This is a genomic window from Corynebacterium sp. ES2794-CONJ1 (genome assembly GCF_025660615.1).
GTDB lineage: Bacteria > Actinomycetota > Actinomycetes > Mycobacteriales > Mycobacteriaceae > Corynebacterium.
On sequence record NZ_JAOTIM010000001.1, the window covers coordinates 241,389 to 267,288 of the forward strand.

General features: G+C 52.0%; 22 protein-coding genes and 1 pseudogene. 13 read left to right on the forward strand and 10 right to left on the reverse strand.

Going from position 1 to position 25,900, the window contains the following annotated elements; all coding sequences use genetic code 11:
- Positions 1-20: 20 nt before the first annotated feature.
- On the reverse strand, positions 21-479 hold the full coding sequence (dut, locus tag N7326_RS01130; protein ID WP_259076526.1) for a dUTP diphosphatase: 459 nt from the start codon (positions 477-479) through the stop codon (positions 21-23).
- Positions 480-612: 133 nt separating this feature from the next.
- Here dut and N7326_RS01135 point away from each other — a divergent pair, with 133 nt between their 5' ends.
- Complete coding sequence (locus N7326_RS01135) at positions 613-1,143, forward strand: DUF3093 domain-containing protein (RefSeq protein ID WP_263088020.1); 531 nt, start codon at positions 613-615, stop codon at positions 1,141-1,143.
- A gap of 36 nt (positions 1,144-1,179) precedes the next feature.
- Here the strand turns inward: N7326_RS01135 and N7326_RS01140 are convergent, their stop codons facing one another.
- Positions 1,180-1,473 (reverse strand): DUF4193 domain-containing protein, encoded by a 294-nt coding sequence (locus N7326_RS01140; protein ID WP_259076522.1) that lies wholly within the window; start codon positions 1,471-1,473, stop codon positions 1,180-1,182.
- Positions 1,474-1,783: 310 nt separating this feature from the next.
- On the opposite strand from N7326_RS01140, the gene ppgK reads away from it, so the two are divergent.
- Both ppgK and N7326_RS01150 read left to right on the forward strand, forming a co-directional pair.
- On the forward strand, positions 1,784-2,539 hold the full coding sequence (gene ppgK, locus N7326_RS01145) for a polyphosphate--glucose phosphotransferase (RefSeq protein WP_259076520.1): 756 nt from the start codon (positions 1,784-1,786) through the stop codon (positions 2,537-2,539).
- A gap of 464 nt (positions 2,540-3,003) precedes the next feature.
- Positions 3,004-4,614 (forward strand): annotated as a pseudogene (locus N7326_RS01150) (RNA polymerase sigma factor); the annotation flags it as partial.
- Between the two features lie 230 nt (positions 4,615-4,844).
- On the opposite strand, the gene N7326_RS01155 reads toward N7326_RS01150, so the two are convergent.
- The 4 genes from N7326_RS01155 to N7326_RS01170 all read right to left on the reverse strand — a co-directional run bounded on the left by N7326_RS01155 (position 4,845) and on the right by N7326_RS01170 (position 7,992).
- Positions 4,845-5,024 carry a hypothetical protein gene (locus tag N7326_RS01155; protein ID WP_263088022.1) on the reverse strand — a complete coding sequence of 60 codons (180 nt, stop codon included), beginning with the start codon at positions 5,022-5,024 and terminating at the stop codon, positions 4,845-4,847.
- Positions 5,025-5,459: 435 nt separating this feature from the next.
- Complete coding sequence (locus tag N7326_RS01160; protein WP_259076508.1) at positions 5,460-5,897, reverse strand: DUF4870 domain-containing protein; 438 nt, start codon at positions 5,895-5,897, stop codon at positions 5,460-5,462.
- 182 nt (positions 5,898-6,079) lie between these two features.
- Positions 6,080-7,756, reverse strand: a complete 1,677-nt coding sequence (locus tag N7326_RS01165) for a DEAD/DEAH box helicase (RefSeq protein ID WP_259289237.1) — start codon at positions 7,754-7,756, stop codon at positions 6,080-6,082.
- Positions 7,756-7,992, reverse strand: a complete 237-nt coding sequence (locus N7326_RS01170) for a DUF3039 domain-containing protein (RefSeq protein WP_259076505.1) — start codon at positions 7,990-7,992, stop codon at positions 7,756-7,758. Before N7326_RS01170 ends, N7326_RS01165 begins: the two co-directional genes overlap by 1 nt.
- Positions 7,993-8,049: 57 nt before the next feature.
- Between N7326_RS01170 and N7326_RS01175 the strand changes: the two genes are divergently transcribed.
- The 6 genes from N7326_RS01175 to galE all read left to right on the forward strand — a co-directional run bounded on the left by N7326_RS01175 (position 8,050) and on the right by galE (position 13,753).
- A complete protein-coding gene (locus N7326_RS01175) occupies positions 8,050-8,514 on the forward strand; it encodes a DUF3099 domain-containing protein (protein WP_259157745.1) in 465 nt (154 codons plus the stop codon).
- Between the two features lie 22 nt (positions 8,515-8,536).
- Positions 8,537-10,123 carry a N5-glutamine methyltransferase family protein gene (locus N7326_RS01180; RefSeq protein WP_263088023.1) on the forward strand — a complete coding sequence of 529 codons (1,587 nt, stop codon included), beginning with the start codon at positions 8,537-8,539 and terminating at the stop codon, positions 10,121-10,123.
- A 1-nt stretch (position 10,124) separates the two neighbouring features.
- Positions 10,125-10,571, forward strand: coding sequence for a D-aminoacyl-tRNA deacylase (gene dtd, locus N7326_RS01185; RefSeq protein WP_259076500.1), 447 nt, complete (start codon positions 10,125-10,127; stop codon positions 10,569-10,571).
- 180 nt (positions 10,572-10,751) lie between these two features.
- Positions 10,752-11,777: a sigma-70 family RNA polymerase sigma factor gene (locus N7326_RS01190; protein ID WP_259077095.1), complete on the forward strand. Its 1,026-nt coding sequence runs from the start codon at positions 10,752-10,754 to the stop codon at positions 11,775-11,777.
- Positions 11,778-12,068: 291 nt separating this feature from the next.
- Positions 12,069-12,755, forward strand: coding sequence for a metal-dependent transcriptional regulator (locus N7326_RS01195; protein WP_259076495.1), 687 nt, complete (start codon positions 12,069-12,071; stop codon positions 12,753-12,755).
- A 20-nt stretch (positions 12,756-12,775) separates the two neighbouring features.
- Positions 12,776-13,753 carry a UDP-glucose 4-epimerase GalE gene (galE, locus tag N7326_RS01200; protein ID WP_259076493.1) on the forward strand — a complete coding sequence of 326 codons (978 nt, stop codon included), beginning with the start codon at positions 12,776-12,778 and terminating at the stop codon, positions 13,751-13,753.
- Here the strand turns inward: galE and N7326_RS01205 are convergent.
- Positions 13,750-14,616, reverse strand: a complete 867-nt coding sequence (locus tag N7326_RS01205; protein ID WP_259076491.1) for a DUF4192 domain-containing protein — start codon at positions 14,614-14,616, stop codon at positions 13,750-13,752. The two genes, galE and N7326_RS01205, sit on opposite strands and share 4 nt — an antisense overlap.
- Before the next feature lie 151 nt (positions 14,617-14,767).
- Between N7326_RS01205 and N7326_RS01210 the strand changes: the two genes are divergently transcribed.
- Together N7326_RS01210 and N7326_RS01215 are read left to right on the forward strand one after the other, a co-directional pair.
- Positions 14,768-15,703 carry a PAC2 family protein gene (locus N7326_RS01210; protein ID WP_259076488.1) on the forward strand — a complete coding sequence of 312 codons (936 nt, stop codon included), beginning with the start codon at positions 14,768-14,770 and terminating at the stop codon, positions 15,701-15,703.
- A gap of 55 nt (positions 15,704-15,758) precedes the next feature.
- Positions 15,759-18,296, forward strand: coding sequence for a DEAD/DEAH box helicase (locus tag N7326_RS01215; RefSeq protein WP_259076480.1), 2,538 nt, complete (start codon positions 15,759-15,761; stop codon positions 18,294-18,296).
- Between the two features lie 52 nt (positions 18,297-18,348).
- Here N7326_RS01215 and N7326_RS01220 read toward each other — a convergent pair whose 3' ends face one another.
- Positions 18,349-18,876: a carboxymuconolactone decarboxylase family protein gene (locus tag N7326_RS01220; protein WP_259076478.1), complete on the reverse strand. Its 528-nt coding sequence runs from the start codon at positions 18,874-18,876 to the stop codon at positions 18,349-18,351.
- 1 nt (position 18,877) lies between these two features.
- Positions 18,878-19,474 (reverse strand): peroxiredoxin, encoded by a 597-nt coding sequence (locus tag N7326_RS01225; protein WP_259076477.1) that lies wholly within the window; start codon positions 19,472-19,474, stop codon positions 18,878-18,880.
- Between the two features lie 263 nt (positions 19,475-19,737).
- On the opposite strand from N7326_RS01225, the gene N7326_RS01230 reads away from it, so the two are divergent.
- Positions 19,738-20,688 (forward strand): hydrogen peroxide-inducible genes activator, encoded by a 951-nt coding sequence (locus N7326_RS01230; RefSeq protein ID WP_259076476.1) that lies wholly within the window; start codon positions 19,738-19,740, stop codon positions 20,686-20,688.
- Between the two features lie 32 nt (positions 20,689-20,720).
- On the opposite strand, the gene N7326_RS01235 is transcribed toward N7326_RS01230, so the two are convergent.
- Positions 20,721-21,710, reverse strand: a complete 990-nt coding sequence (locus N7326_RS01235; RefSeq protein ID WP_259076474.1) for a hypothetical protein — start codon at positions 21,708-21,710, stop codon at positions 20,721-20,723.
- Between the two features lie 142 nt (positions 21,711-21,852).
- Between N7326_RS01235 and hrpA the strand changes: the two genes are divergently transcribed.
- On the forward strand, positions 21,853-25,890 hold the full coding sequence (hrpA, locus tag N7326_RS01240) for an ATP-dependent RNA helicase HrpA (RefSeq protein ID WP_263088024.1): 4,038 nt from the start codon (positions 21,853-21,855) through the stop codon (positions 25,888-25,890).
- Positions 25,891-25,900: the final 10 nt, after the last annotated feature.

Consider the following 25,900-nt stretch of genomic DNA (forward strand, 5'->3'; position numbering starts at 1 on the left):
TTGAGAACACCTATCCCAGCCTAACGTAGACCAGTTGATCCGTGCCCCCCGACTCCGCGCTCGGTGTCATCGAGTTCAGCAACCGCTACGAAATCAAAGAGTTCCACTTTTTGTACGAGGAGCTGAGCTATGCGCTCTCCACGCTTTATTACGATAGGTTCACGGGGATCGAGATTGATGAGACACACCTTAAGCTCCCCACGATAACCAGCATCGATAGTGCCCGGAGCGTTGACAATTGACAGTCCTTTTTTCAATGCCAAACCCGAACGCGGATGCACGAGGCCGACGGATCCTACAGGCAGGGCGATAGCGATCCCAGTAGGGACGAGAGAGCGCTCACCCGGCTCCAGGGTTAAATCGATGGTGGAGTACAAGTCCACGCCTGCGTCGTCACGGTGGGCCCGCCTCGGAACAGGAAGGCCCGGATCAAGCAATTTCAGGGCGACTGTTTTCACTGGCTCGGTATAGGTATGCACAGAGTAATTCCTTTGTTGAGACTTAAATATTCGCAAGACTTCTCGCGTTATCTCCTGCAAGCAGGATAGCCTAAGACCTAGCGCTCAGCCTAGCGACCAACTCCTTGGCTTTTTCCCGAAGATCGCCGCTACAATGAATACCGTGAGTGACAGTGAAAAGAAAACAGCGTTGAAGCCGGCCATTCTCTACTCCGAGCGCCAGTGGGTGCCGTGGTATTGGTGGCTGATGGCAACCTTCGTAGTTTCGCTTATTTCCGCGCAACTGGGTCTCAACAGAAGTCTAGTGTGGACTGTGGTGTCAGCGGTTTCCTTAGGCGCTCTTGCAGTCTGGCTCCTGCTTAGCATGTCGAGTACTCGGGTGCGAGTGGAACGAGATCCCGACGGCACCCGATGGCTGGTCACTGGCCAAGCAAACCTCCCCCATACTGTAGTGTCCCGCAGCCTAGCTGTTCCAGCAACCGCTAAACGTAATGCGATGGGACGACAGCTCGACCCTGCAGCCTTCGTGGTCTCCCATGGGTGGGTCCCAGAAATGGTGATGCTTGTTCTTGACGATCCCGAAGACCCCACCCCTTATTGGCTTGTGGCAACCCGCGATCCTGAGAAACTATTGCGGGCCTATCTACCCGATCAAGCCGATAAAGCGACACAGTCCCTGAACTAGGAGGTGCGGACGCTACTTTTCTAAGTAGCGTCTTTTTTAGGCACAATCCATGCAGATGATGCTGCCGTCGTCCTCGACGTGGTCGATTCGTTTCTTGCGCTGCACAATAAAGCATGAGGAGCACGTGAATTCGTCATCGCGACGGGGAACCACGGAAACGTTCAATTCCTCGCCTGTGAGATCGGCTGTGGGGATCTCAAAGGAATCGACCATCTCATCGTCATCATCGAGTGTCGATGAAGCTGATTCTTGAGCCTTGAGACCTTCGAGAGAATCGGCCTCAATGTCATCGTCGGAACGACGGCGTGGTGCGTCATAGTCGGTAGCCATACCTTCGATCCCCTCGCTTTCGGTTTAGCTAGCTGCACCCTCTCAAAGGATGCGAGATTGTGAAGTGTTAGTTGTCGCTATTTATACACGGAATCGAGTTTCTTGTCACACTCTTTCCCATTTTCGAGCAAGCAATACCATAATGCAGCAGCGTTTATGCAAGCAAAAAAGCGCTCCTACTTGCAGCTACACAGCGACTTTCTCCATGTGAGTACCTATTTTAAGAGCTTATAAAGCTCTCGGAGAATTTAAGATTTATCACTATCAGGATATTGGGATGGTCTCGTACTCGTCCACTAAACTATGCGCCATGAGCAGAATTGGATTTGGAATCGATGTTGGCGGCTCTGGAATTAAAGGAGCTCGCGTTGACTTGGATACCGGCGAATTCGTCGGTGATCGCATTAAGATTTTGACGCCGAAGCCCGCCACCCCTCAAGCCGTTGCGGACACGTGCAACGAGATCTTAAGAATCGCAGGATGGGATGGGCCGGTCGGCATCACCCTCCCCTCGGTGATCAAAAATCAGTTCGTGCTTTCCGCAGCTAATATCGACCCCTCGTGGATTGGCGTAGATGTTCGCGAGTTATTTGCTCATCACCTCGGCGAGGCTCGCCTGATCAGCGTACTCAACGACGCTGATGCCGCCGGCTTGGCCGAAGTGACCTTCGGCGACGAAAAAGCATCAAAGGGTGCAGTTATTTTGCTAACCTTCGGTACCGGTATCGGATCCGCCTTCATTGTAGATGGCACCCTGTTTCCAAATACAGAGGTAGGGCATATGATTGTCGAGGGACGTGAAGCTGAGTCATTCGCTTCGTCTTCCGCTAAAGACAGGGACGAGATTGGCTACACCAAGTGGGCCGCTCGGGTATCCACAGTTCTCAAGGAATACGAGAGGATCTTTAATCCCACGCTGTTCATCGCCGGCGGTGGCATCTCCCGCAAGGGCGACAAGTGGATTCCGAAACTAAGCAATGAGACCCCTGTTATTGCAGCAAAATTGCGTAATCGCGCTGGTATCGTGGGTGCTGCACTGGCGGTCGAGCACCGCTTATTCCCCTAGATTACCGCTAGATTGCTTAGTGTCGCTGCGTTGGATATTTCCGAGGAGAATCCAACGCAGCTAATTCCAGAGTATTATTTAGGCTTTTGCCTGCGCGTGCTCTATAATTGCCGTTTGTCTGACGGAGACCCAAGGTTTGGCTCTCCCCGGATTCTATGATCTTAATAATAAAGTCACTACGCGCAGCGCATAGACCTGATACGTCCCCTGCGAACTACCCTTCACCCTTAACGGACTGACATTAAGATCACCGAGACACGTCAATATCTCTCGTTCCCACCCGGGAAACTAGCAGTACCATGGACTTTGTTATAGGAAAGACTCGTGGGTATCGCACGGGGATATCGGCATAACTGTTAATTTTTCTTTATGCTGGAATAAGCATCATAGTGATGGTCACTAATGTGCATAGAGTTTATTTTTGTCGTTAACGTAGTGACCACGCCGGAGAAGGGGCAATTGTGACTGAAACGAAAAAGACTGCAGCAAAGAAAGTAGCGCGTAAGACGACCCGCAAGGTAACCAGAAAAGCTACCAGTAAGAGCGCATCGACATCGCAAGAGCCAACTGTATCCAGCGCTCAAGTAGAGGAAAGTACTGACACCGAATCGACTACCAAGCGGGTCGTGAAGAAGGTAGCGAAGAAGGTCACGCGGACAAAATCTGCTCAGAGCGCGACTAGAGCCGAAGCCGAAGCCGACGCAGGTTCCGAAGAGTCGGCGTCTTTGCCTAAAAAGGTCTCTCGGAAGCTTGCTAGCTCCCGTAAGGTGCAGCCCAAAGCCGAAGACGCTCCGGAGTCGGAAAAACCGAAAACTCGAGCTAAAAAGACTGCAAAGAAATCTGCGAAGAAGACGGCCAAAAAGACTCGGACTAAAAAAGTTGCAGAACCTGTTGTCGAGGTAGAAGATACCGGCGTTCTCGACGAGTCCTCCGATGAAGACGTTGACGTTGATCTCATCGCCGATGATACTTTGATTGACGATGATGCTGAGGATTTCAGCGCTGAAATCGATGAACTCGACGTCCCAGATGACGACGACGAGGATGCTGAAGACGACGAGGACGATGGGTCGTCGGTATGGGACGAGGATGAGTCCGCAGCCTTGCGTCAAGCCCGTAAGGATGCCGAGCTTACGGCCTCAGCCGACTCGGTTCGCGCATACCTCAAACAGATCGGTAAAGTTGCGCTGCTCAATGCTGAGGAAGAAGTTTCACTCGCTAAGCGAATCGAGGCTGGACTCTATGCAACCTACCGCATGGACCAGATGACAGAAGCTTTTCATAATGGCGATAAGGAAGCGAAACTGACCCCCGCAGTCAAGCGCGACCTCAGGGCTATCGCTCGCGATGGCCGCAAGGCCAAGAACCACCTACTCGAAGCAAACCTACGTCTCGTCGTTTCCTTGGCGAAGCGCTATACCGGCCGGGGTATGGCTTTCCTTGATCTGATTCAAGAGGGCAACCTTGGACTCATTCGTGCTGTGGAAAAATTTGACTATACCAAGGGCTACAAATTCTCAACTTACGCCACGTGGTGGATTAGGCAGGCTATTACCCGCGCTATGGCCGACCAAGCACGAACGATCCGCATTCCAGTCCATATGGTGGAGGTCATAAATAAGCTCGGACGCATTCAGCGTGAACTGCTTCAGGATCTTGGCCGTGAACCCACTCCGCAAGAACTTGCCAAGGAAATGGATATCACCGAGGAAAAAGTCCTCGAAATTCAGCAGTATGCGCGCGAGCCCATTTCGCTGGACCAGACGATCGGTGACGAAGGCGATAGCCAGCTGGGTGATTTCATTGAAGATTCTGAGGCCGTTATCGCAGTCGATGCGGTGTCGTTCACGCTTTTGCAGGACCAACTGCAAGATGTCCTCCATACCCTCACCGAACGTGAAGCTGGAGTTGTGAGACTTCGCTTCGGGCTCACGGATGGCATGCCACGAACCTTGGACGAAATCGGCCAGGTCTATGGTGTTACACGCGAGCGTATCAGGCAGATCGAATCTAAAACCATGTCTAAGCTGCGCCACCCCTCGCGTTCCCAAGTACTGCGCGATTATCTTGACTAACGCTGGACGTTAATATCACAATTTTAGACCCCTCGGATAGTCCGAGGGGTCTAAAAATTTCGCTCATTCCCAAGCGAATACGGCAGGCCATATATCGTATTAGTGGCCGATTTCAGCCGCGGTGAGGTGACCTCGATGGGAAGATCGCGTATACACTCTATTACTCCAGTGCCACACTAGCTATATCTGCATAACAGACCCGCACTACTTGTAGTAACTCACCGTTGCACCTACGTCAGCTGTGGTGAGGGAGCAGCAGAACCGGCACCTTGCTGGGCTGTCCACGCACTATCGATCTCGGCGTCGACGAGGGATGTCGGACTCCACATGCGTTTTTTAATGGGTGAAGCATGAAAATCTAAACCAGCACATAACTGGGCCTCCGCGATCGCTGCGTAAAGGTTATCCACCCCCAAATAGGACGTTATTAGAGTAAAGAGCAGTTGGGCGCAGCGCTATTCTCCACACACAGTCTTACACGATGTCAGCCATATAATGCCGTATAAGAGTGACCCGCGCCCCCTAGGTACGTAACTGTACCGATGGTCCGAGAGAAACCTCATGCCCACGGTCTATAAAAAGCCACAACAAATATGGGGACCATACTCGTCCGGGCTCGGTCGCATGCATATCTACCGCCAGCGCCCCGGCAAAAGTCGAAAGTCCAGCACCAGGCTGAGCCGTGGTCCGGATTACACAGCAAATGAGTATTTTGCGCGTCTACACATGGCTGCACCTCGCACTCGTAGCTTGATCTCTCTACCCAGGTATCTGTGCCAATAAGCAAAAAGTGGTTACCGTAGCTCTTGACCACGGTAACCACCTCACCTAGGTAGTAGTAGCTACTACTGGTTAACGAGCTGCTGCTCGATGCAGGTTTGAAGCTCCTCACCCTCATACTGGGCGCAATCCCCCACGATAGCGCCGAACTGCGCAAAGACGAGTCCGAAAACGATGGTTAGTAGAAGTGCCAGAATGCTCAAGACCAGACCTGTGATGGCCATACCTTTTCGACCGGCACCTGGGGCGAATTTCTTCACCTTAACCAAGGCCACAATGGAGAGCACGAGTCCCACCAGTGCTACAGCCCAAGAAATGATAACGCCAACAACGGTGAGGGTGAGCACCAAAGCTACAGCCGAAACAATCAGAGCTGCAAGTGCGAGGCCATTTTTTGCTACGACGACCGGTGTTGCTGCAGGCGCGGGATCGACGGGATTGTAGGCGGGCAGGCTCTGCTCTGGTTGTACGAACTCGTCATTGTTGTTATAGGGATTGGTCATAAAGATGTCCTTAGAGAGTAGTTATTTGTAAATATGGAGAAAATTTTTCTCCGCGTTCTATGGTATTGCTCCCCTGCGCTTTCGTTTCTGTAGCTTCGCGGGGTACATACCAGCGGGGACTATCCTACAGCACTTATTCTCTGCAACGTTTAAGCCCCACCACTCCATAGCCACAATCGGGGCTACCACCGTCGCAAATAGGCTATACGCTCGCGCAACTGATCAGCAGAGCACATTGCCGTGGGGGGGCCTCCGCATCTAGCTCTTACTTCTGTGTGGATGGCCCCGTGAGGACGTCCAGTACGGGCCGCTTCCATAGACACTAGGCTATTGAGCTCTTTGCGCAGTGTTGGGATTTCCTTACTAGCAACGTGATCGGTGGAAGAGTCGCTAACGTGGTTAGCCCTTTCTTTTTCTCGCTGGGCAATTTGCTCGGCCTGCCTCTGACGCAGTAATTCCCGCATCTGTTCAGCATCGAGAAGGCCTGGTAAGCCGAGGTAATCAGCCTCCTCAGCCGAACCTGCAATCGAACCCGTTCCATACGTAGAGCCATCGTATATCAAGGAATCAAGCTCCGCCTCGGCTCCTAAAGACTCATAACTACGTTCTAGATCGGGCTCGGTTTCTGTCCGGTTAGCTTGAGCCAGAAGATCATCATCAAAACCTTCTTTAGATCGGTGAGGTTTACCCAAAACGTGATCCCGAGAAACTTCCAACTGTGCCGCTAGTTCCAGCAACACGGGTACCGACGGTAAAAAGACGCTCGCGGTCTCCCCAGGGCGGCGCTTTCTTACAAAACGTCCAATTGCCTGAGCAAAGAAAAGCGGTGTTGCAGCGCTCGTGGCGTATACGCCCACGGCCAACCGCGGCACATCCACCCCTTCGCTCACCATGCGCACCGCCACCATCCATTCATCGCTGCTTGCGGAGAACTCCTCAATCCGATCTGATGCACCCACTTCATCGGAGAGGACCACAGTAACCGGTGTTGAACTCCAGTTTTCCAAGATCTTGGCGTAGGCGCGCGCTGTGGTCTTATCAGTAGCGATAACTAAACCACCAGCATCGGGGATCGATTTGCGTAATTGGAGAAGCCTCGTGTGGGCCGCACCGAGGACAGCAGGTATCCAGTCGCCTTTAGGGTCAAGCGCAGTGCGCCAAGCGCGTGCGGTTTGCTCCGGTGAAAGAGCCTCGCCAAGGCGCGCTGCGTATTCTTCACCAGCGGAGTTACGCCAACGTGCCTCCCCTGAGTAGGACAGGAATACCACCGGCCGGACCACGCCGTCGGCGAGAGCATCGGAATAGCCATAGGTGTGATCGGCTTGGGAGACGAGGTGCCCCTCGCCATCTTCGTCGTAGCGGACGAAGGGGATCGTGGAATCATCGGAGCGAAACGGGGTTCCCGTGAGCGCGAGGCGCCTCGTGGCATCGCGATACGCCTGCCGGATTCCATCGCCCCAGCTCTTTGCATCCCCGCCGTGGTGAATCTCATCAAGGATCACGAGACTCCTGTGCGCCGTGGTGATGGCATAGTGCTTGAATGGGTGCATGGCAACTTGGGCGTAGGTCACCACAATGCCATGGTAATGAGGGTTAACTGCGCCCGAATTTTTGAAATGAGGATCTAGAGAGATTCCTACCCTCGACGCCGCCTCCGCCCACTGCACCTTCAGGTGCTCGGTGGGAACCACCACGATGACTCGTTCTACGACGTGGCTGTTTAGCAACTCGGTGGCAACCCGCAGCGCGAACGTCGTTTTTCCAGCTCCTGGAGTGGCAACAGCGAGGAAATCTGAAGGTTGAACGGCAAGATATTTCTCTAGCGCTTGACGTTGCCAAACGCGCAGATCATTACTCACTATTTGCGCATACTCCTGTAAATGCTTTCGCAGTCGGGACACACGGGGGACCCAGGTTTTGCTTGCTTGGTTACGGGAAAGGTTTCACCGCAGAGAGCAACCACGATGCGACCGGATACTGCCGATTCCACTATCTGATTTTTCTTCACATAATGGAAAAACTTCGGAGTATCGTCGTCAAGAAGCTCATCGCTACGAATATCTGGACGTTCGATCGTTTGAGTTTGAGTAGTCACTCCTCCTATTGTGCCCCACGTTCGCCTCTGACGCGAAGCGAGACTAGGTTTATAGCTATGGAGCAGGATAAACGAGATACCTCGCACACAGGCGCGGCACCTGACTCCTCGCCTACCATTATCGACGCTACCTCCCGACCACTCTCCGCACAACGGATGAGTCAGAGAATATGGTGGCCTGGGAGAAGGAAAAAAGCTGCGCTCATTACGTCGGCTCGGCAGTCCCCGGCTGAGAATCGGAAGCAGCGCGAACGCCAATATGCGATCATCCAAGCGATCAGGCTGCCATTTCTAGCACTCGCGGCATTTAGCTACCTATATCTCGAGTTGGTGTGGTTCTCTGCCGTGCTATTTGTCATCTCGGTCCCGTTACCATGGATCGCGGTAGTCATCGCTAATGGAGTGGGACAACCGCGTGATCCGCGCGAAAGATCTGTGTACAAGCCGGCTCTGGCGCGCCAGCAATTATCCCACAATTCCCGGCCTGGTCCCGCCGCTATTGACTCCGGCGATACAAACTAATCTGAGAAAGTGACGAAACTTTATGAAATTTCCCGCCACTGATCATCTGCAGGAACAACACGATGACTTTGTGCGTTGTGCTGCCCAACTAAAGGCAGCCCTTATCAGTTACGAGTTCACGGCTGATGGGGTGCGCGAATTTTTAGGCGAGAATGCCTATAAGGCCCTCTACCGAGGCGAACCCCATGCGGTGCTTTTTTCTATGAGAAATAGCCGAACCCAACCACTGGCTCAATTAATAACTGTATTTCTCCTTCATCGGGCGTTAAGCGAGGAAGGTCTCACCAAAATTTTCGGCAGCGAACTGCTCCACGACCTGATTCGAGTCGGCATCTTGGGGCCTAAATCCGCAAACGATAGCCACGTGACTGCGCTCATCGATATCCATCCCCACAGAGTTGACGGCAATGACTATTTTGTTTTTTCGGACTGCGATGCCTCTCAGTTGAGTAACTACATCCCCGGAAAGGATCACGTTCTAGGGGTGGGTGCAGCCAGCCTCTCTTTGTTATCGGCAACCAGTCGCAGTGCTGTGTCCTCGGTACTCGATCTGGGAACCGGGTCCGGCATCCAGGTATTGGGCCAGTTGCACGCGGCAGAGTCGATCACGGCGACCGATATTCATCCACGTGCTCTGCTATTTGCCCACGCAACCCTCGTGGACACAGCAGGGCTGATATCCGATAACCGCGCCACCGTTGATATTCAGCGCGGGAGCTGGTTTGAGCCAGTCCGCGGGCGTCGCTTCGACCGCATTATCGCCAACCCACCCTTCGTGGTTGGTCCTGATGATGTCTCGCATATCTATCGAGATTCAGGTCTCGCTCTTGATGGAGCAACGCAGTTATTGATGGAAAATATACCCGACTATCTCAATATGGACGGCACAGCTACGCTTTTAGGATCGTGGATTCACGAGTCCGGGCACTCCTTCCAGCAGCGTTTAGCATCGTGGCTTCCAGATAAGGGTGTGATGTGTTGGATACTCGAACGCGACCGGGTTTCGCCTGAACATTATTGCGGCACGTGGCTACGCGATGAATCCATCGATCCCCGGAGCGAACAGGGTGCTCACAAGACTCTCCATTGGCTCGACTTTTTTGCTTCCCATCATGTCTTAGCCATCGGATTCGGTTTTGTCTTCATCAAGAGAATCTCTGATGATCTGCCGTCAGATATTCTTGTTGAAGAACTCACCCACCCCATTGAGGATCTTGCTCAAGAGGCTGAAGAGTATTTCGCCCGTATCTCGTGGCTGCACGCCCAGACCGAGAACGAGATTCTGCAGGCTCGCTATCAGGTGCGTCCCGGTATTGCCCAGGAGGAGATAAGTGTGGCAGATGCAGGAGAGGCTATGGGCTTTGTTCCCGCAGCCAGGCGAATAACCCGCATGGACGGACCGAGATGGTCTCACGATATCGACGCCGAGCTAGCCGCTATTTTGGCTGGGCTACACCCTGAAGGCCTCAACCTCAGCGAAGTTATCGAACTCTTTGCTATCAGTCGTGGTCTCGATCCGGATCTAACCCAACAAGCTGCGCTCCCCGCGGTAGTGGATCTGATTCGTCACGGATTTATCATTCCTGCCGATCTTCTATCTGGGTCCTAGTATGAGGGCAGTTTTAATGCGTGTCAGCGAAGCTCAAGTTAGGGTAGATGGCCACATAGTTGGCCAGATTTCGTGTCCGGAATATGGCGGCATACTGGCCCTTATTGGTGTCGCAGCAACTGACGATGAATCTGACGTTGACACGATGGTGCGCAAGATAGCAGAACTGAGAATTCTCAAGGGCGAGCGTAGCATCTCGGACTTGGCAGCCCCAGTTCTCCTTGTTTCCCAGTTCACCCTTTTAGGACGAACCGCAAAAGGGCGGCGACCTTCGTGGTCCGATGCCGCTCACGCTGAGCAAGCGCGTGCCCTCTTTAATGCTGTAGTTTCGAAGCTCGCCAACCGCGGTATTTCCTGCGAACAGGGGGTATTCGGGGCAGATATGCAGGTGGAGAGTGTTAATGAGGGGCCGTATACGGTTCTCGTGGATACTCGAGCCACACTGTGACAGCGAAGGGAATAATTTTTTTCCAGAAGTAGGCGCGCATTCGGCCTAGGGGAACAAAATCCATCGATGCCCCGTTGTTAAATATAGAAACGTCGCTACCACATCTACTTCAGATTAGTTTATCGCTGTGAGTAAAGTAGCGTGCTTGAGTATAAGACGGAGAAAGCGGGGCACAAGTCGATGACGGCTGCTAAATACACCGAGAACACTGATGATGCTGTGCAGGAAAATATTCTCGACGACCCCCGTCCAGAAGTGGATACCCGCTCGCGACGGGGACAAACCAATGATAACCCCTCCGCAGATCTTGTTCGTGTCTATCTCAATGGTATTGGCAAGACCGCCCTGCTTAACGCGGAAGATGAGGTCTACCTCGCTCAAACTATCGAGGTCGGTCTGTATGCCGAGCATCTCCTGCAATCGGCCGAACGTCCCCTCACCCGAGCCATGAAACGCGATTTGAAAGTATTAGTACGCGACGGGCGAAAGGCTCGATCACACCTCCTGGAAGCTAATCTGCGGTTAGTTGTTTCCTTAGCCAAAAGATACACCGGTCGCGGGATGCCTCTGCTTGATCTCATTCAAGAAGGAAACCTGGGCCTCATCCGTGCCATGGAGAAATTTGATTATTCGAAAGGCTTCAAATTCTCCACGTATGCAACGTGGTGGATTAGGCAGGCGATTACCCGGGGGATGGCGGATCAGTCGCGCACTATTCGCCTTCCAGTTCATCTGGTTGAGCAAGTTAATAAGCTCTCGCGAACCAAGCGTGAGCTCTATCAGCACCTCGGGCGCGAGGCTACCCACGAAGAGCTTGCCGAGGAAACGGGTATTGATGCCTCAAAGATTGAGATGCTTCTACGCCAATCGCGTGATCCCGTCTCGCTTGATATGCCGGTGGGCGCGGATGAGGAAGCTCCATTAGGTGATTTCATCGAGGACTCTGAGGCTGCAGATGCAGAAGCTTCGGTGGTTGCTACCCTGCGACATGCCGATATTAGAGAGGTAATCTCCACCCTAGAGCAGCGCGAACAAGATGTGATCCGAATGCGTTATGGGCTCGATGATGGCGTTCCTCGCACCCTCGATCAGATTGGGCGCCGTTATGGGCTTTCGCGGGAGCGGGTACGTCAGATCGAGCGCGAAGTCATGCGGAAATTGCGCGATGGCGATCGGGCCGAAAAATTACGAGCCTATGCCCACTAGATAAGACGATCGGGTTATCCCCTTGGGGGTAACCCTTTTCTCAAGGTTGTTCGACGCCTGATTAACGTCTGATTAACGCCCTGAATGTGCCAGCCTTAGTGCCTGTGCTAGGTGTGGTGGACACCACTTCTCCGCCTTGGGGCTTTTGTTGTTATTATTTATTCCACGAGACCTCTGCGTGGGTCATCCCACATTTTGTTTACTATTAAAATTCACCCGAGCATAAATTCCACCTATAATTATTGGGAAAAGCGCCCTGGTGGTGACTCACTGCGAATGGAAGGCTAAGCCATGAAAGACCTCGTTGACACTACTGAAATGTATTTGCGCACCATCTTCGAATTAGAAGAAGAAGGGATCACTCCCCTACGGGCACGTATTGCCGAGCGCCTCGAACAATCCGGACCTACAGTGAGTCAAACTATTGCCCGTATGGAACGCGACGGCCTCGTCGTTGTCGCTAGCGATCGCAGCCTCCAGATGACTGTGAAGGGGCGAGCACTCGCCATTTCTGTCATGCGTAAACACCGCCTGGCCGAGCGCCTGCTTGTCGATATCTTAGGCCTCGACATTAATAAGGTGCATGAAGAAGCGTGCCGCTGGGAACATGTTATGAGCGAAGAAGTTGAGCGGCGTGTTATTTCAGTGATTGGCAATTGCGAACGGTCACCCTTCGGCAACCCCATCCCAGGGCTTGAGCAGCTCGGTGTTCACCTTCAGGAGCCCGCAGGTCCGGGGGTCCGTGCCACTGATACTAGGAATATCAGCACTATTCAGCAGGTGCGCATCGTTCAAATTAATGAAATCCTCCAAGTAGACCCACATTATTTCAAAATGTTGTATGACGCGGAGATGACTGTGGGAACCACGGTAGAACTCCAGCACCGCGAAGATGGGGGCATCTCTCTGATAAAGGGAGACAAGGTGATCCACCTCGATGAGGAGATGGCTCACGCCGTTCGGGTTGAAGCTCTCTAGACACTAGAAAGGCCAAGGGTTTGAAACTCCTAGTTACCGGAGGCGCAGGCTATGTAGGTAGCGTGTGCGCCCAGTACCTCATAGAACGCGGTCACGAGGTTGTCATTATCGATAATTTCTCCACCGGAAACCGCGAGGCCGTACCCAAGAAGGCGCAGCTTCACGAAGGCGATGTGGCTGACCTCATTGATCCCGTGCTCGCTTCTGGGCGTATCGACGGCATCCTCCACTTCGCAGCTCGCTCCCTTGTAGGTGAATCAGTAGAAAAACCTCACGACTACTGGCACGGTAATGTCATCACCACTCTTGGCATTCTCGACAGCATGCGACGCCATGGGGTTAATAACCTGGTTTTTAGTTCCACGGCTGCTACCTACGGTGAACCCGATGAGGTGCCCATCACCGAAGATATGCCTACTTCGCCGACGAACCCATACGGGGCCACGAAACTAGCGATCGATCATGCTATTTCTTCGTATGCTCATGCCTATGGCTTGGGAGCCACGTCACTGCGGTATTTCAACGTAGCCGGAGCTTATGGACCTATCGGAGAAAACCGAGAGATTGAAACCCATTTAATACCGCTCGTCCTCCAGGTTGCTATGGGGCATCGTGAAAAGATCATGATTTTCGGCGACGATTGGCCGACCCCAGATGGTACCTGTATTCGCGACTATATCCATATTCTTGACTTAGCCCAAGCACATGCCCTTGCACTAGAGAGTAATACTCCCTTCACCCACAGGATTTTCAATCTTGGTTCTGGTGATGGTTATTCGGTCAAAGAAGTCATAGATACCTGCCGAGAGGTTACTGGTCATTCGATCCCTGCAGAAATTAAGCCCAGACGTGCCGGGGATCCAGCTGTGCTTATTGCATCCTCGAGCAAAGCTCAGAAAGAGCTGGGCTGGAAACCAGAGCATAAGGACCTGCGCACCATTATAGAAGATGCGTGGGCGTTTACCTCCAACCTTGGAGATCAAGCGCACAGTAGCTAGGCGGCAGCGCGGCCATTTTTGAGGAGGTTAAGCCAGGTACGGTCACACCCTCTTTTTGCGGCCTCGATGAGCTCTTCTTTTTTACCTGCTGTATAACACTCATATATGAGTTGACTAAGTCGGTGATGAGGGTCCAACTCCCCCACGGCGCGCTCATCATTTGGGTTGGCGATGCAGTGGGCAAGGTTCACGCAACATAGGGCATTTGCCCGAATACCTCCGCCGTACCGCGCTGCCACCTCGTGGGCAAGTTTTATGGCCGCTCCGGGGCTTATAAAGAGCACTCGAAGAACGGCGTCTCGTAGGGTTATATGCCCCATAAACTGGGCGAGCACATCTATATCGCAATCAGTGATCGGCCGTAAAGGATCCGCTTCGATGCTGAGAAGAATGGTCGCTAGGTCGTGACAGCGATTCAACAGAGTGTCGGGATCAACCTGAGCGCGAGCCACCATCTTTCTACTTTTAGCTTCCGTGGATGCAGCGGAAGTTGGGATGCGACCAGTGATAAAACCCTTTTGCTTGAGATTGGATTTCTTATCGGTAAAAGCAAGATGGTACCGCTCACCGGCGCTCAAGGAAGGGATGAGCCAGCAGCCATCGAGAGGACGGAGTGGGTGGAGAGATTTGAGCAATGGGCCAGGATCTAGCTCGCCGTGGATGATGAGACCGAAACAATACCGTGGAGCCATCGCCGATATTTTCTCTGCTAGCTCTGGGACGGCTTCGGTATCTCTGAGGGCGAATACCGCCACAATGGAGTGCGAAGCATCAAGCGCCGCTACAACTATCCTTTTATCTGACGGAGCTCCAAGGTATGGCGAAAGGCTGGACAGGAATATTGCAGCGTCGAATGGTTTCATATATCCATCAGAGCGCCTCGTGTTGGTCCCCGCGCGGCGGAGCGTCGTGGGGTCCGGATAATTGTGGATAACGAGGTAGTTTTAAGAAAAACTCAGTGTTTGACTAAATCGGCTAGAATTGACCTTTAACTATCTACTAGGGAGGTGTGCCATGGAAAAGCGCATATATGAACTCGAATTTCCTGCTCCGGAGTTTTCTGCGGCGAGGAACGAGGGCCCCTCTCTCATTATTGCCCTCGATGGCTTCGCCGATGCCGGCTCCGCTGTGAGTGACAGCGCGGAGCATCTTCTGGCCGCATTAGAGCATCATCTCGTCGCTTCCTTTAACAGTGACGAGCTCTTAGATTATCGCTCCCGCCGTCCTACAGTAACGGTGGACAATAACTCGGTCGCCCATATTGACGATTTCATGCTGGCGCTTCATGTGCTCAAAGATACGAAGAATAAGTCCTTCCTTCTGTTGTCCGGTCCCGAACCAGATCTACGTTGGGAGGCCTTTAGTGAGGTCATTGCCGATTTGGTCGAGCAGTTTAATGTCTCCCGCACGCTGTGCCTCTACGCCGTTCCTATGACAGTTCCCCACACACGTCCCCTGGTTCTAAGCGCGCACGGCAATTCACAGGAATTACTCGCTGAGCACTACACCCTTGATACACGCTTAGAAGTACCGGGATCAGCATCGCTTTTTATCGAAAAGGCGCTGGCGGATTCCGGGCGGAAAGTGGGCGGCTATACAGCACATATTCCCCACTACGTGGCAGCCTCTGACTATCCCGAGGCAACATTTACCCTTCTTCAGGAGGCCGCCAATACATTGGACCTGGAGTTACCGTTGGGAAGCTTGAAGGAGGATATACCTAAGGTATTTGCCATGATCCAGGAGCAAGTGCAGTCTCATCCTGAAATGTTGAGTATCGTAGAACATCTTGAGCACCAATATGATGAGTCGATGGCGCGTTACCGAGAGAAAATCGAATCCGAACGGGGACGTGCTTCCCTTCTCGGCAACGAGATTCTTGATGCAGAGAAGCTTGGTGCTGAGTTTGAACGTTTTTTGCAGGACATTGAAGATGATAAATCTGAATAATTTAGTTCAAAGAGCTTTTCTGAGTTAAACAGCTAAGTCGTAAGCGAGGGTGGCTATGAAATTGACCGAGGTATTGCCCGATTTAGCGGAGGTGCCTGATTCTCTCATTGATGAGGTTATCTATGACTCCTTCCAGCAATGGGCTACGTCCCGCTCAATTAGCCTCTACCCTGCTCAGGATGAGGCAGCTTTCAGCTTAGTTGCTGGTGATAACGTTATCCTTGCAACCCCCACAGGAAGTGGGAAATCAATGGTGGCAATTGCAGCACACTTCATTGCTCTCGCTCGCGGCCAGCGTAGTTTCTACACCGCCCCCATTAAAGCTTTAGTTAATGAAAAATTCTTCGCTCTGTGTGAGATTTTTGGCGCGGAATCTGTCGGCATGATGACTGGCGACGCCACTGTCAACGGTAACGCTCCGATCATATGCGCGACCGCAGAAATTGTTGCCAATATTGCCTTGCGTGAGGGTAAAGATGCAGATATAGACCTAGTAGTAATGGATGAATTTCACTATTACTCCGAGCCGGATCGTGGTTGGGCGTGGCAAGTACCTCTTATCGAATTGGCACAAGCCCAATTCTTGCTTATGTCTGCAACTCTGGGCGAGACTCGCTTTTTAAGGGAGGATTTGAGCGCCCGAACTGGTCGGACAACCTCCCTCATCGGTCAAGATACAAAGCGTCCGGTTCCGCTTGATTTCTCGTTTGTCTACACCCCCATTCATGAGACAATTGAGAATATTCTGAGTACCTCCAAGGCTCCTGTCTATGTTGTACATTTTACCCAGCGCGATGCCATTGAGAGAGCGCAATCCCTAACCAGCCTGTCCATAGTCAATGCTGAAGAGAAAAAGAAGATTGCACAAGAGATAGGTGATTTTCGTTTCACCACCACCTTCGGCAAAACTCTATCTTCACTATTGCGGCGTGGAATTGGAGTGCACCATGCTGGCATGTTGCCGAAATATCGGCGTTTAGTGGAAAAATTATCGCAAACGGGTCTACTGAAGGTTATCTGCGGAACAGACACACTCGGCGTGGGCATTAATGTCCCAATCCGCACGGTACTCTTTACGGGATTAGCTAAATTTGACGGCTCTAAGATGCGCATTTTAGCATCCCGGGAGTTCCACCAGATAGCGGGTCGAGCGGGTCGAGCAGGCTTTGACTCTGTTGGCTACGTGGTCGTTGAGGCAACCGAACATGAAATTGAGAATTGGCGGATGCGAGAACGCGCAGGTGCAGATCCTGCGAAAATCAGGAAGCTACGCAAAAAGTCTGCACGTGATGGGGAAATTACCTGGACTAAGAAGACCTTTGAACGACTCATCGAAGCGGAATCTGAGGGTTTACGCAGTCAGTTCAGAGTAAGCACCTCCATGCTGATTAATATTTTGTCCCGCGAGGGTGACGGATTTGAGCATATGCGCCATTTAGTGCGCAGTAATCACGACCGGCGCGGCAAGCAAAACAAAGATATTCTCAAAGCTCTCGAGCTATTCCGCAGTCTCTTGGATGCTGGGATCGCCAAGCGACTTGAAACCCTAGATGCCACGGGGAGACGCTATATTCTTACCCAAGAGCTCCAGCGAGATTTCGCCCTCAATCAACCATTGAGTCCTTTTGCAATGGCGGCTCTGGAACTCCTCGACCCGGATAGCCCCACCTTTGCTCTTGATGTGGTGAGTACGTATGAGGCGATTCTGGAAGACCCCAGAGTCCTCTTGATTGCACAGCAAAAGCAGCGTCGAGGAGAAGAAATCGCGGAATTGAAGGCAGAGGGGGTTGACTACACCGAGCGCATGGCCATAGTTGAGGATATTACGTGGCCCAAACCGCTAGCGGAAGAGTTAGAAAAAGCCTACGAGCTCTATGCTCAGGAGGTCCCCTGGGCACGAGAATTCGAGCTACGACCCAAATCGGTCGTGCGAGAAATGATAGAGAAAGGCATGACGTTCTCGGATCTGGTGGCCACCTATTCTTTGGCCCGCGCAGAAGGGGTCATCTTGCGCTATCTCACGGACGCCTGGCGCACACTACGACATTCAGTGCCGACTGAATTTCTCAATGAGGAGCTAGACGATATTATTGTTTGGCTCGGCGAAGTAGTGCGCCAAGTCGATTCTTCTCTTGTCGACGAATGGGCGCAAATGGCAGATCCTGACGCGCCTATCTCCGAAGTGACTCTCCAGCAGGAATTAGCCTTTGGAGTGGAAGATCCAACGGCAGTCAGCGCTAATCGTCGTGCCTTCGGCATTATGGTGCGCAATGCAATGTTTCGGTTGCTGTCGCTTTTCGCCTGGGAGAAAGAGGCAGAGCTCGAGACCATGACCGATTATTTAAGCCCTCAACCAGACTTTGGGGCTTGGATGGATAATTATTTTGACGAGTACGCGGATATAGACACAAGTTCCGCGGCGCGCAGCGGTGACTACTTCCACCTTAAGGAGGAAGGCAGGGTTATGAAGGCCACCCAAATCCTCAAGGATCCCGAGGATGATCGGGCTTTCCGTTTCATAGCTCATGTCGATCTCGATGCCTCAGATGAGGCGGGCGAAGTACGCTTTGCTTCGATCGATTTTGTCGGATAAAGGAAAAATCTCCTCGGTTGGAAGACCAAGGAGATTTCAGGCGTTTGCTGTACTAGCTGAGAATTTCGTCGATATCGAAAGCTTGAGCTAGCCCGTGAACGGTTGCTGCGATCTTGATGGCCTCGAAGATTTGCTCCTTGCTGAGCCCTTCTTTACGCAGAATGTCCTCATGCGCAATCGTGCAGTGTTCGCAGCCGTTGATGGTCGAAACTGCGGTGGCCCATAGTTCAAAATCTGACTTGTCCACTCCGGGATTAGCCATGACATTCATGCGAAGGCCTAAGCGGACCTGGGCATAATCGTCGCCGAGCCACCCTTTGGCGCGATAAGCGACATTATTCATGCCCATAATAGAAGCTGCAGCAAACGCTGCTTCATACGCTTCGGGGCTCAGATTTTCCTTAGCTTCAGCAGCTATTTCCTGTAGTACCACAGCATTACGGGATGCTGCTGCTGCAGCTAAGAAGGTACCCCACTTTTGCTGCTCAGTGAGAACTGAAGCACGCGCGAGCGAACTCACGTTGAGTTTAAGATCCTTAGCGAATTGCGGCACCGAAGTCTTGAGGTTGTCAATGCTCATATTATTTCAGGCCTTCTTGAAGAACGGAGAAGCGATCGATGCTCTTGGTCGGATCGTTCTTTTGCCAGTTGCAGGCGCAAACTTCTTCCGACTGCAGAGCGTCAAGAACCCTCAGGACCTCGTCAACATTGCGACCCACGGCATCTGGAGTCACTGTGACAAATTGAATATATCCATCAGGATCTACAATAAAGGTTGCCCGATCAGCTACGCCGTCGGCGTTTTCAACACCGAGAGCGCGAACCAACTCGTGCTTGATATCGGAGAACATCGGGAAAGGAATGCTTTTGAGATCTTCGTGCTGTGCTCGCCAGTTGAAGTGGGAGAACTCGTTGTCAACGGAACCACCGAGTACCTGGGTATCGCGATCTTCGAAATCCTCGTTGAGCTTTCCAAAAGCAGCAATTTCGGTTGGGCACACGAAGGTGAAGTCTTTGGGGTAGAAGAAAATTACCTTCCACTTACCTTGATATGCGTCGAGGGAAACAGTCTCGAAGTAGTCTTCAGGTGAGGCGGCGTTGACATCGTGCAAGTCGCCACCTTTGAGTGCGGTGAGACTGAATTCGGGGAATTTTTCGCCAATAGACAAAACTGCCATGGGTATGCTCCTTCAAGCGGATGGTTTCTGAAACTGTCGGCCGATGAACCGGCTCTCCATTGATATCTTACATCCGATAGACACATTGCGCTAACGACTGAACCTATAATTAAAGAATGGAGAAAAAGGTTTTGACTATCAATCTTGCTAACTGGGTTCCCTCACCCAGGGTTACCCACTCAACTCAAAATATCGACTTTCATTGTTAATTTTCTGCTATAGATCAACTGAAAATAATACTTCCTTTGCTATTGTCTATAGCTATGATGAACAAAGAGTATCGGCCTACCCTCGCCCAGCTTCGCACCTTCGTCACTATTGCGGAGAATAAACATTTCGGTACAGCGGCCAGTAAATTAAATATCTCCCAACCCTCGCTCTCACAAGCCCTCGTTGCTCTCGAACAAGGCTTAGGAGTACAACTGATTGAGCGTTCCACCAGGCGAGTTATTATTACTCCAGCCGGCGAGAAGCTCTTCCCACTCGCCAAGGCTACCTTAGACGCTGCAGACACCTTTATCGCCCACGCTCACGGCGCCTCAGGCACGCTTACCGGCCCCCTCTCTTTAGGTATTATCCCCACCATCGCACCCTATATTTTGCCGCAGATATTTACGAAAGTACGAGAAGAGTATCCCAATTTAGAACTCCAAATCGTTGAAGATCAAACACACCATCTCATTAACCAGTTGCGAGATGGCACCATAGACTGCGCATTACTAGCTTTACCTACGAATACAGCGGGTCTGCATGAGATTTCTCTCTACACAGAGTCCTTTCTCATGGTGGTTCCTGCTGATCATTCCCTAGCCGGGCGCGACGACTTAGTATTGGAGAACCTCAAAGATGTATCGCTCCTCCTCCTTGATGATGGCCATTGTCTCCGGGATCAAGTAGTAGACTTGTGCCGCCAGGCTGACCATAACTTTTTACCCACAACATACAAAGAAACTCGCGTGGCGTCCCTAACCACCGTTTTACAGCTCATTACCGCAGGTATGGGAGCTACCCTCATTCCCGAATCCGCTGAAGCAATCGAGTGCTCTCGAACGCATGTGGCCACAGCATCTTTTGCCGAGGGAGTCACGGCTTCGCGAGAGGTAGGCTTAGCGTTTAGAAATTCCTCAATACGTACCACTGACTTCGAACTCCTAGGACAGCTTATTACCCGCGCCTTTGATGATATTCGGCACCAGCGTCCTGGGATCAGGTAAAAAAATTGCCCGCATAGGCGGGCAATTTTTTTCTACATCTCCGGGTACTCTCCGTGAGCAAGCTGCCGATACATATGCACGGAAAAATGGTATATGGCGGGCAACAGAATGACTGCGCCCAAACCGCAGGTCACGATAGTTCCCAGACCGGCTACTAAACCAATGAGAAGGGTGGCTCCTAAAACTGGGAAAAAGTTCTTCAGAACAATTGAGATTGACGTGCCGATGGAACCAATTACCGAATCGCGGCGATCAGCAACCAAATACTCACAGAAGCTTAAGAACAGCGAGGCAATAAAGAGCCACAAGTTAGAAACCAACACGGTCGTAATAAGAGCCCCAATGGCCACTGTGGGGAGGCCAGTTTCTGGATCAACAAACATCGTGGAGGAGTTAGCACCGAGAGCTACTTGAATGAGAAGCGTTGGTACCTGAATAATCAGGCTTACAAGAAGCGCCACAAGGAAAACAGGAACATAGTTAGTGCGCTCTTTCATTCCTGCCCAGCTCAATGGGCGACCATCAATCTGGTCAAGGAGGAGAGCCAGCAAGAATGGGGAAAGTGCAGCAATGATTAGGGAGATCCCAAATGTGAGGAGGGTCGAACTCAGCGAATCCTCTGCTTGTACCTCATAGATAGCTCCATCAACCGCGTTGGGGTCAGCGATCATCCCACCTGAGCTGTAAAACCCTAAGACACCGTACGCTATACCGACAATCAGGCTCAGCAGGAGAAAGAGCGCCGCCCCGCCGATCCAGAGTAAAGGCTTAGCAAACGTAGCCTTGAAGGCGTAGCTAAAGGCCATCATGATATCGAGGCCCTTGTCCCGAGTCACCATGCGTGTTTCAGTGTAGGGGTTGATCTTATCTGGCCGATCCTGGACAGGATCGGAAAAGCCGGCTGAGGTGCCATCACCGTAGTAGCCATATGGATTTTCGCTATACGGTTGAGCATTCTCCGGGTGCTGGAAACCCTCAGAACCTGGATCTTCACCTAATGGTGGCTCGTGCTTGTCTGTCATGATTTATGCCTTCCTGTTACGTGAAATACGAATACGGATATAAGGGTATCCAAAAACTTTCACCACTGCTGGCACCACCCCTCAATGTGAGGCCCTTAAAATGGGCGCCACCCTTTCCATACACTAAAGTGATTTAGCAACTATGTCTATACCTACATCACATGACCACAACACAAATCAGCGAGGTCGCCGGCGACGCAATCAGACACAGCTAGATCCAGCGCACTCGCAGCTAAGAGATACGCTTCGAGCTCGCTTGGATAATGTGAGCCTAAGTGATGCCCGAGTTTTTGGTATCAGACTTAAAAAAGCACGCAGCCTGAAGGCCCTTTGTGCGATCGAGAATGATATCACCCGCGCCGAAAAACTCGTCCATTCGCGCAGTATGCTCGTACCCGACATTGTCTACCCTGCTAGCCTTCCTGTTTCCGGCCGTAGAGACGATATAGCGGCAGCGATCCGCGATCACCAGGTCGTTATTATCGCTGGCGAAACTGGCTCAGGTAAAACCACGCAATTGCCCAAAATATGCCTAGATTTAGGGCGCGGGCGACGGGGGCTCATCGGGCATACCCAGCCCCGTCGACTAGCAGCACGAACCGTAGCGGAACGAATAGCCCAAGAACTCGGCCAACGTGTAGGCGAAACCGTGGGTTATGCCATCCGCTACGACGATTCGGTTGGGCCAGCGACCGCTGTCAAACTGATGACGGACGGTATCTTGCTGGCCGAAATGCAACGAGACCGCTATCTCAACAACTACGACACCATCATTATCGACGAGGCACACGAGCGGAGTCTCAATATTGACTTCCTGCTCGGCTATCTCAAACAGCTTTTGCCTAAGCGCCCAGACCTTAAGGTGATTATCACCTCCGCAACCATTGATCCCGAACGCTTCGCGCGTCATTTTGGACCCTCGCCTGATAAGCCCGCACCCATTATTGAGGTATCGGGGCGAATCTACCCCGTGGACATTCTCTACCGCCCCTTGGAATTGGTCGAAGCAGATCGAACGGTAGAAGTGGATCCTCTCGATGGGCTTCTTCTCGCTATCGAGGAACTTATGGGCTACGGTGAGGGCGATATCCTATGTTTCTTCGCCGGCGAGGCCGATATCCGAGAAGCACTCGAGGCAATTGAGGGCCGAGGGTGGCCACGTGTAGAGGTCGTTCCGCTCTTCGGACGCCTATCTAATAATGAGCAACACAAGGTCTTTAGCCCACATTCCATCAGGCGCATAGTCTTAGCAACCAATATCGCCGAAACATCCCTCACAGTTCCAGGGATTCACTACGTGATTGACACTGGCACAGCACGAATCTCGCGATATTCGGTTCGCACCAAAGTCCAGCGGCTGCCTATAGAACCGATATCCCAGGCTTCCGCTAACCAACGATCCGGCCGATGTGGACGTGTAGCCGACGGTGTAGCTATACGGCTGTACTCGGAGCAAGATTTCCAATCTCGCCCCGAATTTACCGATCCTGAAATTCTGAGAACGAATCTAGCCAGCGTTATTCTCCAAATGTCAGCTCTCGACCTTGGCGATATCGAGGAATTCCCTTTTATCGAAGCCCCCGATACCAAGGCCATCCGGGACGGAGTATTGCTGCTGCATGAACTCAACGCCCTCGAACAGACGGAAACAGCAAATGGGAGCTATAAACTTACCCCAATTGGTCGAGACGTGGCTCGCATCCCGCTCGACCCACGTATGGCCCGTATGCTCGTTGAAGCGTATAAACTGGGGTGCCTGAAAGAGGCCCTGATCGTCGTAGCTGCCATGAGTATCCAAGAAATTCGCGAGCGTCCCCTCGACAGCCAAGCTCAGGCGGATCAACTCCATGCCCGATTTAAAGATAAGAAATCCGACTTCTCGACCTATCTCAATCTGTGGGAATATCTGGCAACGATTCGCCAAGAATTATCTGGCAACCAATTCCGCAAGCGTGTATCCCGAGAATATCTCAACTATATGCGCATTAGAGAATGGTTTGACTTAGTTCACCAGCTGATAAATATCTGCTCCCAATTAGGGTGGAACCTATCTACTGTGCAGGAGCTCAGTGATTTTGTTCGGGGAAAAAAGCAGGGACTTTCTCAGTCACACGACTTGCTCATAGACCAAAATCAGACTGATGCCTTGCACCAATCTCTATTATCGGGTCTTCTCTCCCATATCGGTATACGAGAGCTGGACAGCAAAGAATACCGAGGCTCCCGCAATACTCGGTTCATGATTTTCCCCGGATCCGCGCTCAGTTCTTCGAAGGCGCCGTGCGTGATGGCTGGCGAACTCGTAGAAACGTCGCGTCTCTGGGCCCGCGATGTTGCGGAACTAGATCCACGGTGGGTGGAAAAGTTAGGTGGCCCGCTTCTCAAGCATCAGTATTCGGAGCCGCATTGGTCGGCAAAAAAGACGGCAGCGATGGCGTACCAAAAGTCCACTCTCTACGGAGTTCCTGTTGTCATCGACCGGCTTGTCCCCTATCACCGAGTTGATCTGCGAGCTGCCCGGGATATCTTCATTCGCCACGCTCTGGTACAGGGCGAATGGACCACTCACCATTCTTTCTTCCACGAGAATAGGGAAAAACTTGACCGCGCACAGGACATCGAAAGCCGCGCTCGCCGACGCGATATCGTCGTGGACGAAGACACGCTCTTCGATTTCTACGAGCAACGAATCCCTGAACATATTGCTTCGGGGCGCTCTTTTGATAATTGGTGGAAGCGGAATCGGGCGAAAAATCCGCATCTTTTAGACTTCGATCCCGAGAATTTGGTCAACGAACAAGCCCGCGATATCACCGAGGACCTTTACCCAAGCTTCTGGCACCTTAAAGATATGAAGCTGGAACTCAGTTACGAGTTCGATCCCGGCAGCCATAATGATGGCCTCACGGTTTATGTCCCGGTGCCGCTGCTGGCTGGACTCGACCCAGATCCATTTCAGTGGCTTGTTCCTGGTCTACGCGAAGAGCTCATCACTGAATTAATCAGATCGCTACCCAAACCTCTGCGGCGACAAATCGTTCCAGCTCCAGAGTTTGCGAAAAAAGTTCTCCCCCTCCTCGATGCCAGACTTTCTACTCCGTTAACCGCACAGTTATCAGAGCAACTAGGAAAGTTAGATGCCCAAGGTTTAAGCCCTAGCGCATTTGATTGGGAAAAAGTTCCTGATCACCTCAAAGTGAATTACGCCGCGATCGATCGTCGCGGGAAGGTCATTGACCACGACCGCAATCTCACTCGTCTAAAAAAGCGGCGTTCGGATCAAATCAAGTCCTCCGTGGCAAATATTTCCCAAAACGTCAATACCCGCATTTCACAGACGTGGGCTGCCGACACTTTAGGAACTATCGCCGAGGAAGCGGCTGCCACGGTCGACGGACTGCCCGTGACCACCTATCCCGCATTAGTAGTTACTGAAAAGGGCGTAGCTATTCAGGCGATGGGCACCCGGGCCGAAGCTGAGCAGGCGATGATGACCAGTACGATGACCCTGTTGATGCGGGCCATTAACGTCAACGATCAAAGGATGCTTAATGGACTTAGTCTCAAGCAACGGGTAGCGGTGGAGAATTATCCCCATGGAGGTTCGCACGGACTCGTCAACGATGCTCGTATCGCAGCAATTCGAGATGCACTTATCGATCACGGTGGCCCGGTGCGAGACCCAGAGAGATACCAGCAATTAGAGGCTCTCATCAGAAATGATGCTCCGTCTAGGGTGCGCAGGATGATTGTAGATATTGCACCAGGACTGGTCGAATACTTGGCTGTTTCTGCAGAGCTACACAACTGGACCGGCGAGGCCATCGAGGATATGAGGAAGCAATTAGCGTTCTTGCTACCAGCACAAGCGCTAACGATTTATGGGATAAGACGTCTGCGACACCTTCCCCGGTATCTCAAAGCCATGCAATATCGGCTCGATGATATGGCGGCCAACCCCGATCGAGATGCAGAGTATCAGCATCGAATTGAAAAGCTTGAAGATCAGTTATCACTTCGCATCGAGAACCTCCCCCCAGCGCGGCGACGGTCACGTGAGGTCAAAGATATTCAGTGGCTCATCCAGGAGTTACGCGTCAGTTTCTTTGCTCAGCGATTAGGCACAGCGGAAAAGGTCTCAGAAGCAAAAATTAGTAAAGCTATCACTCGCCTGACATAAATTTAAAAGG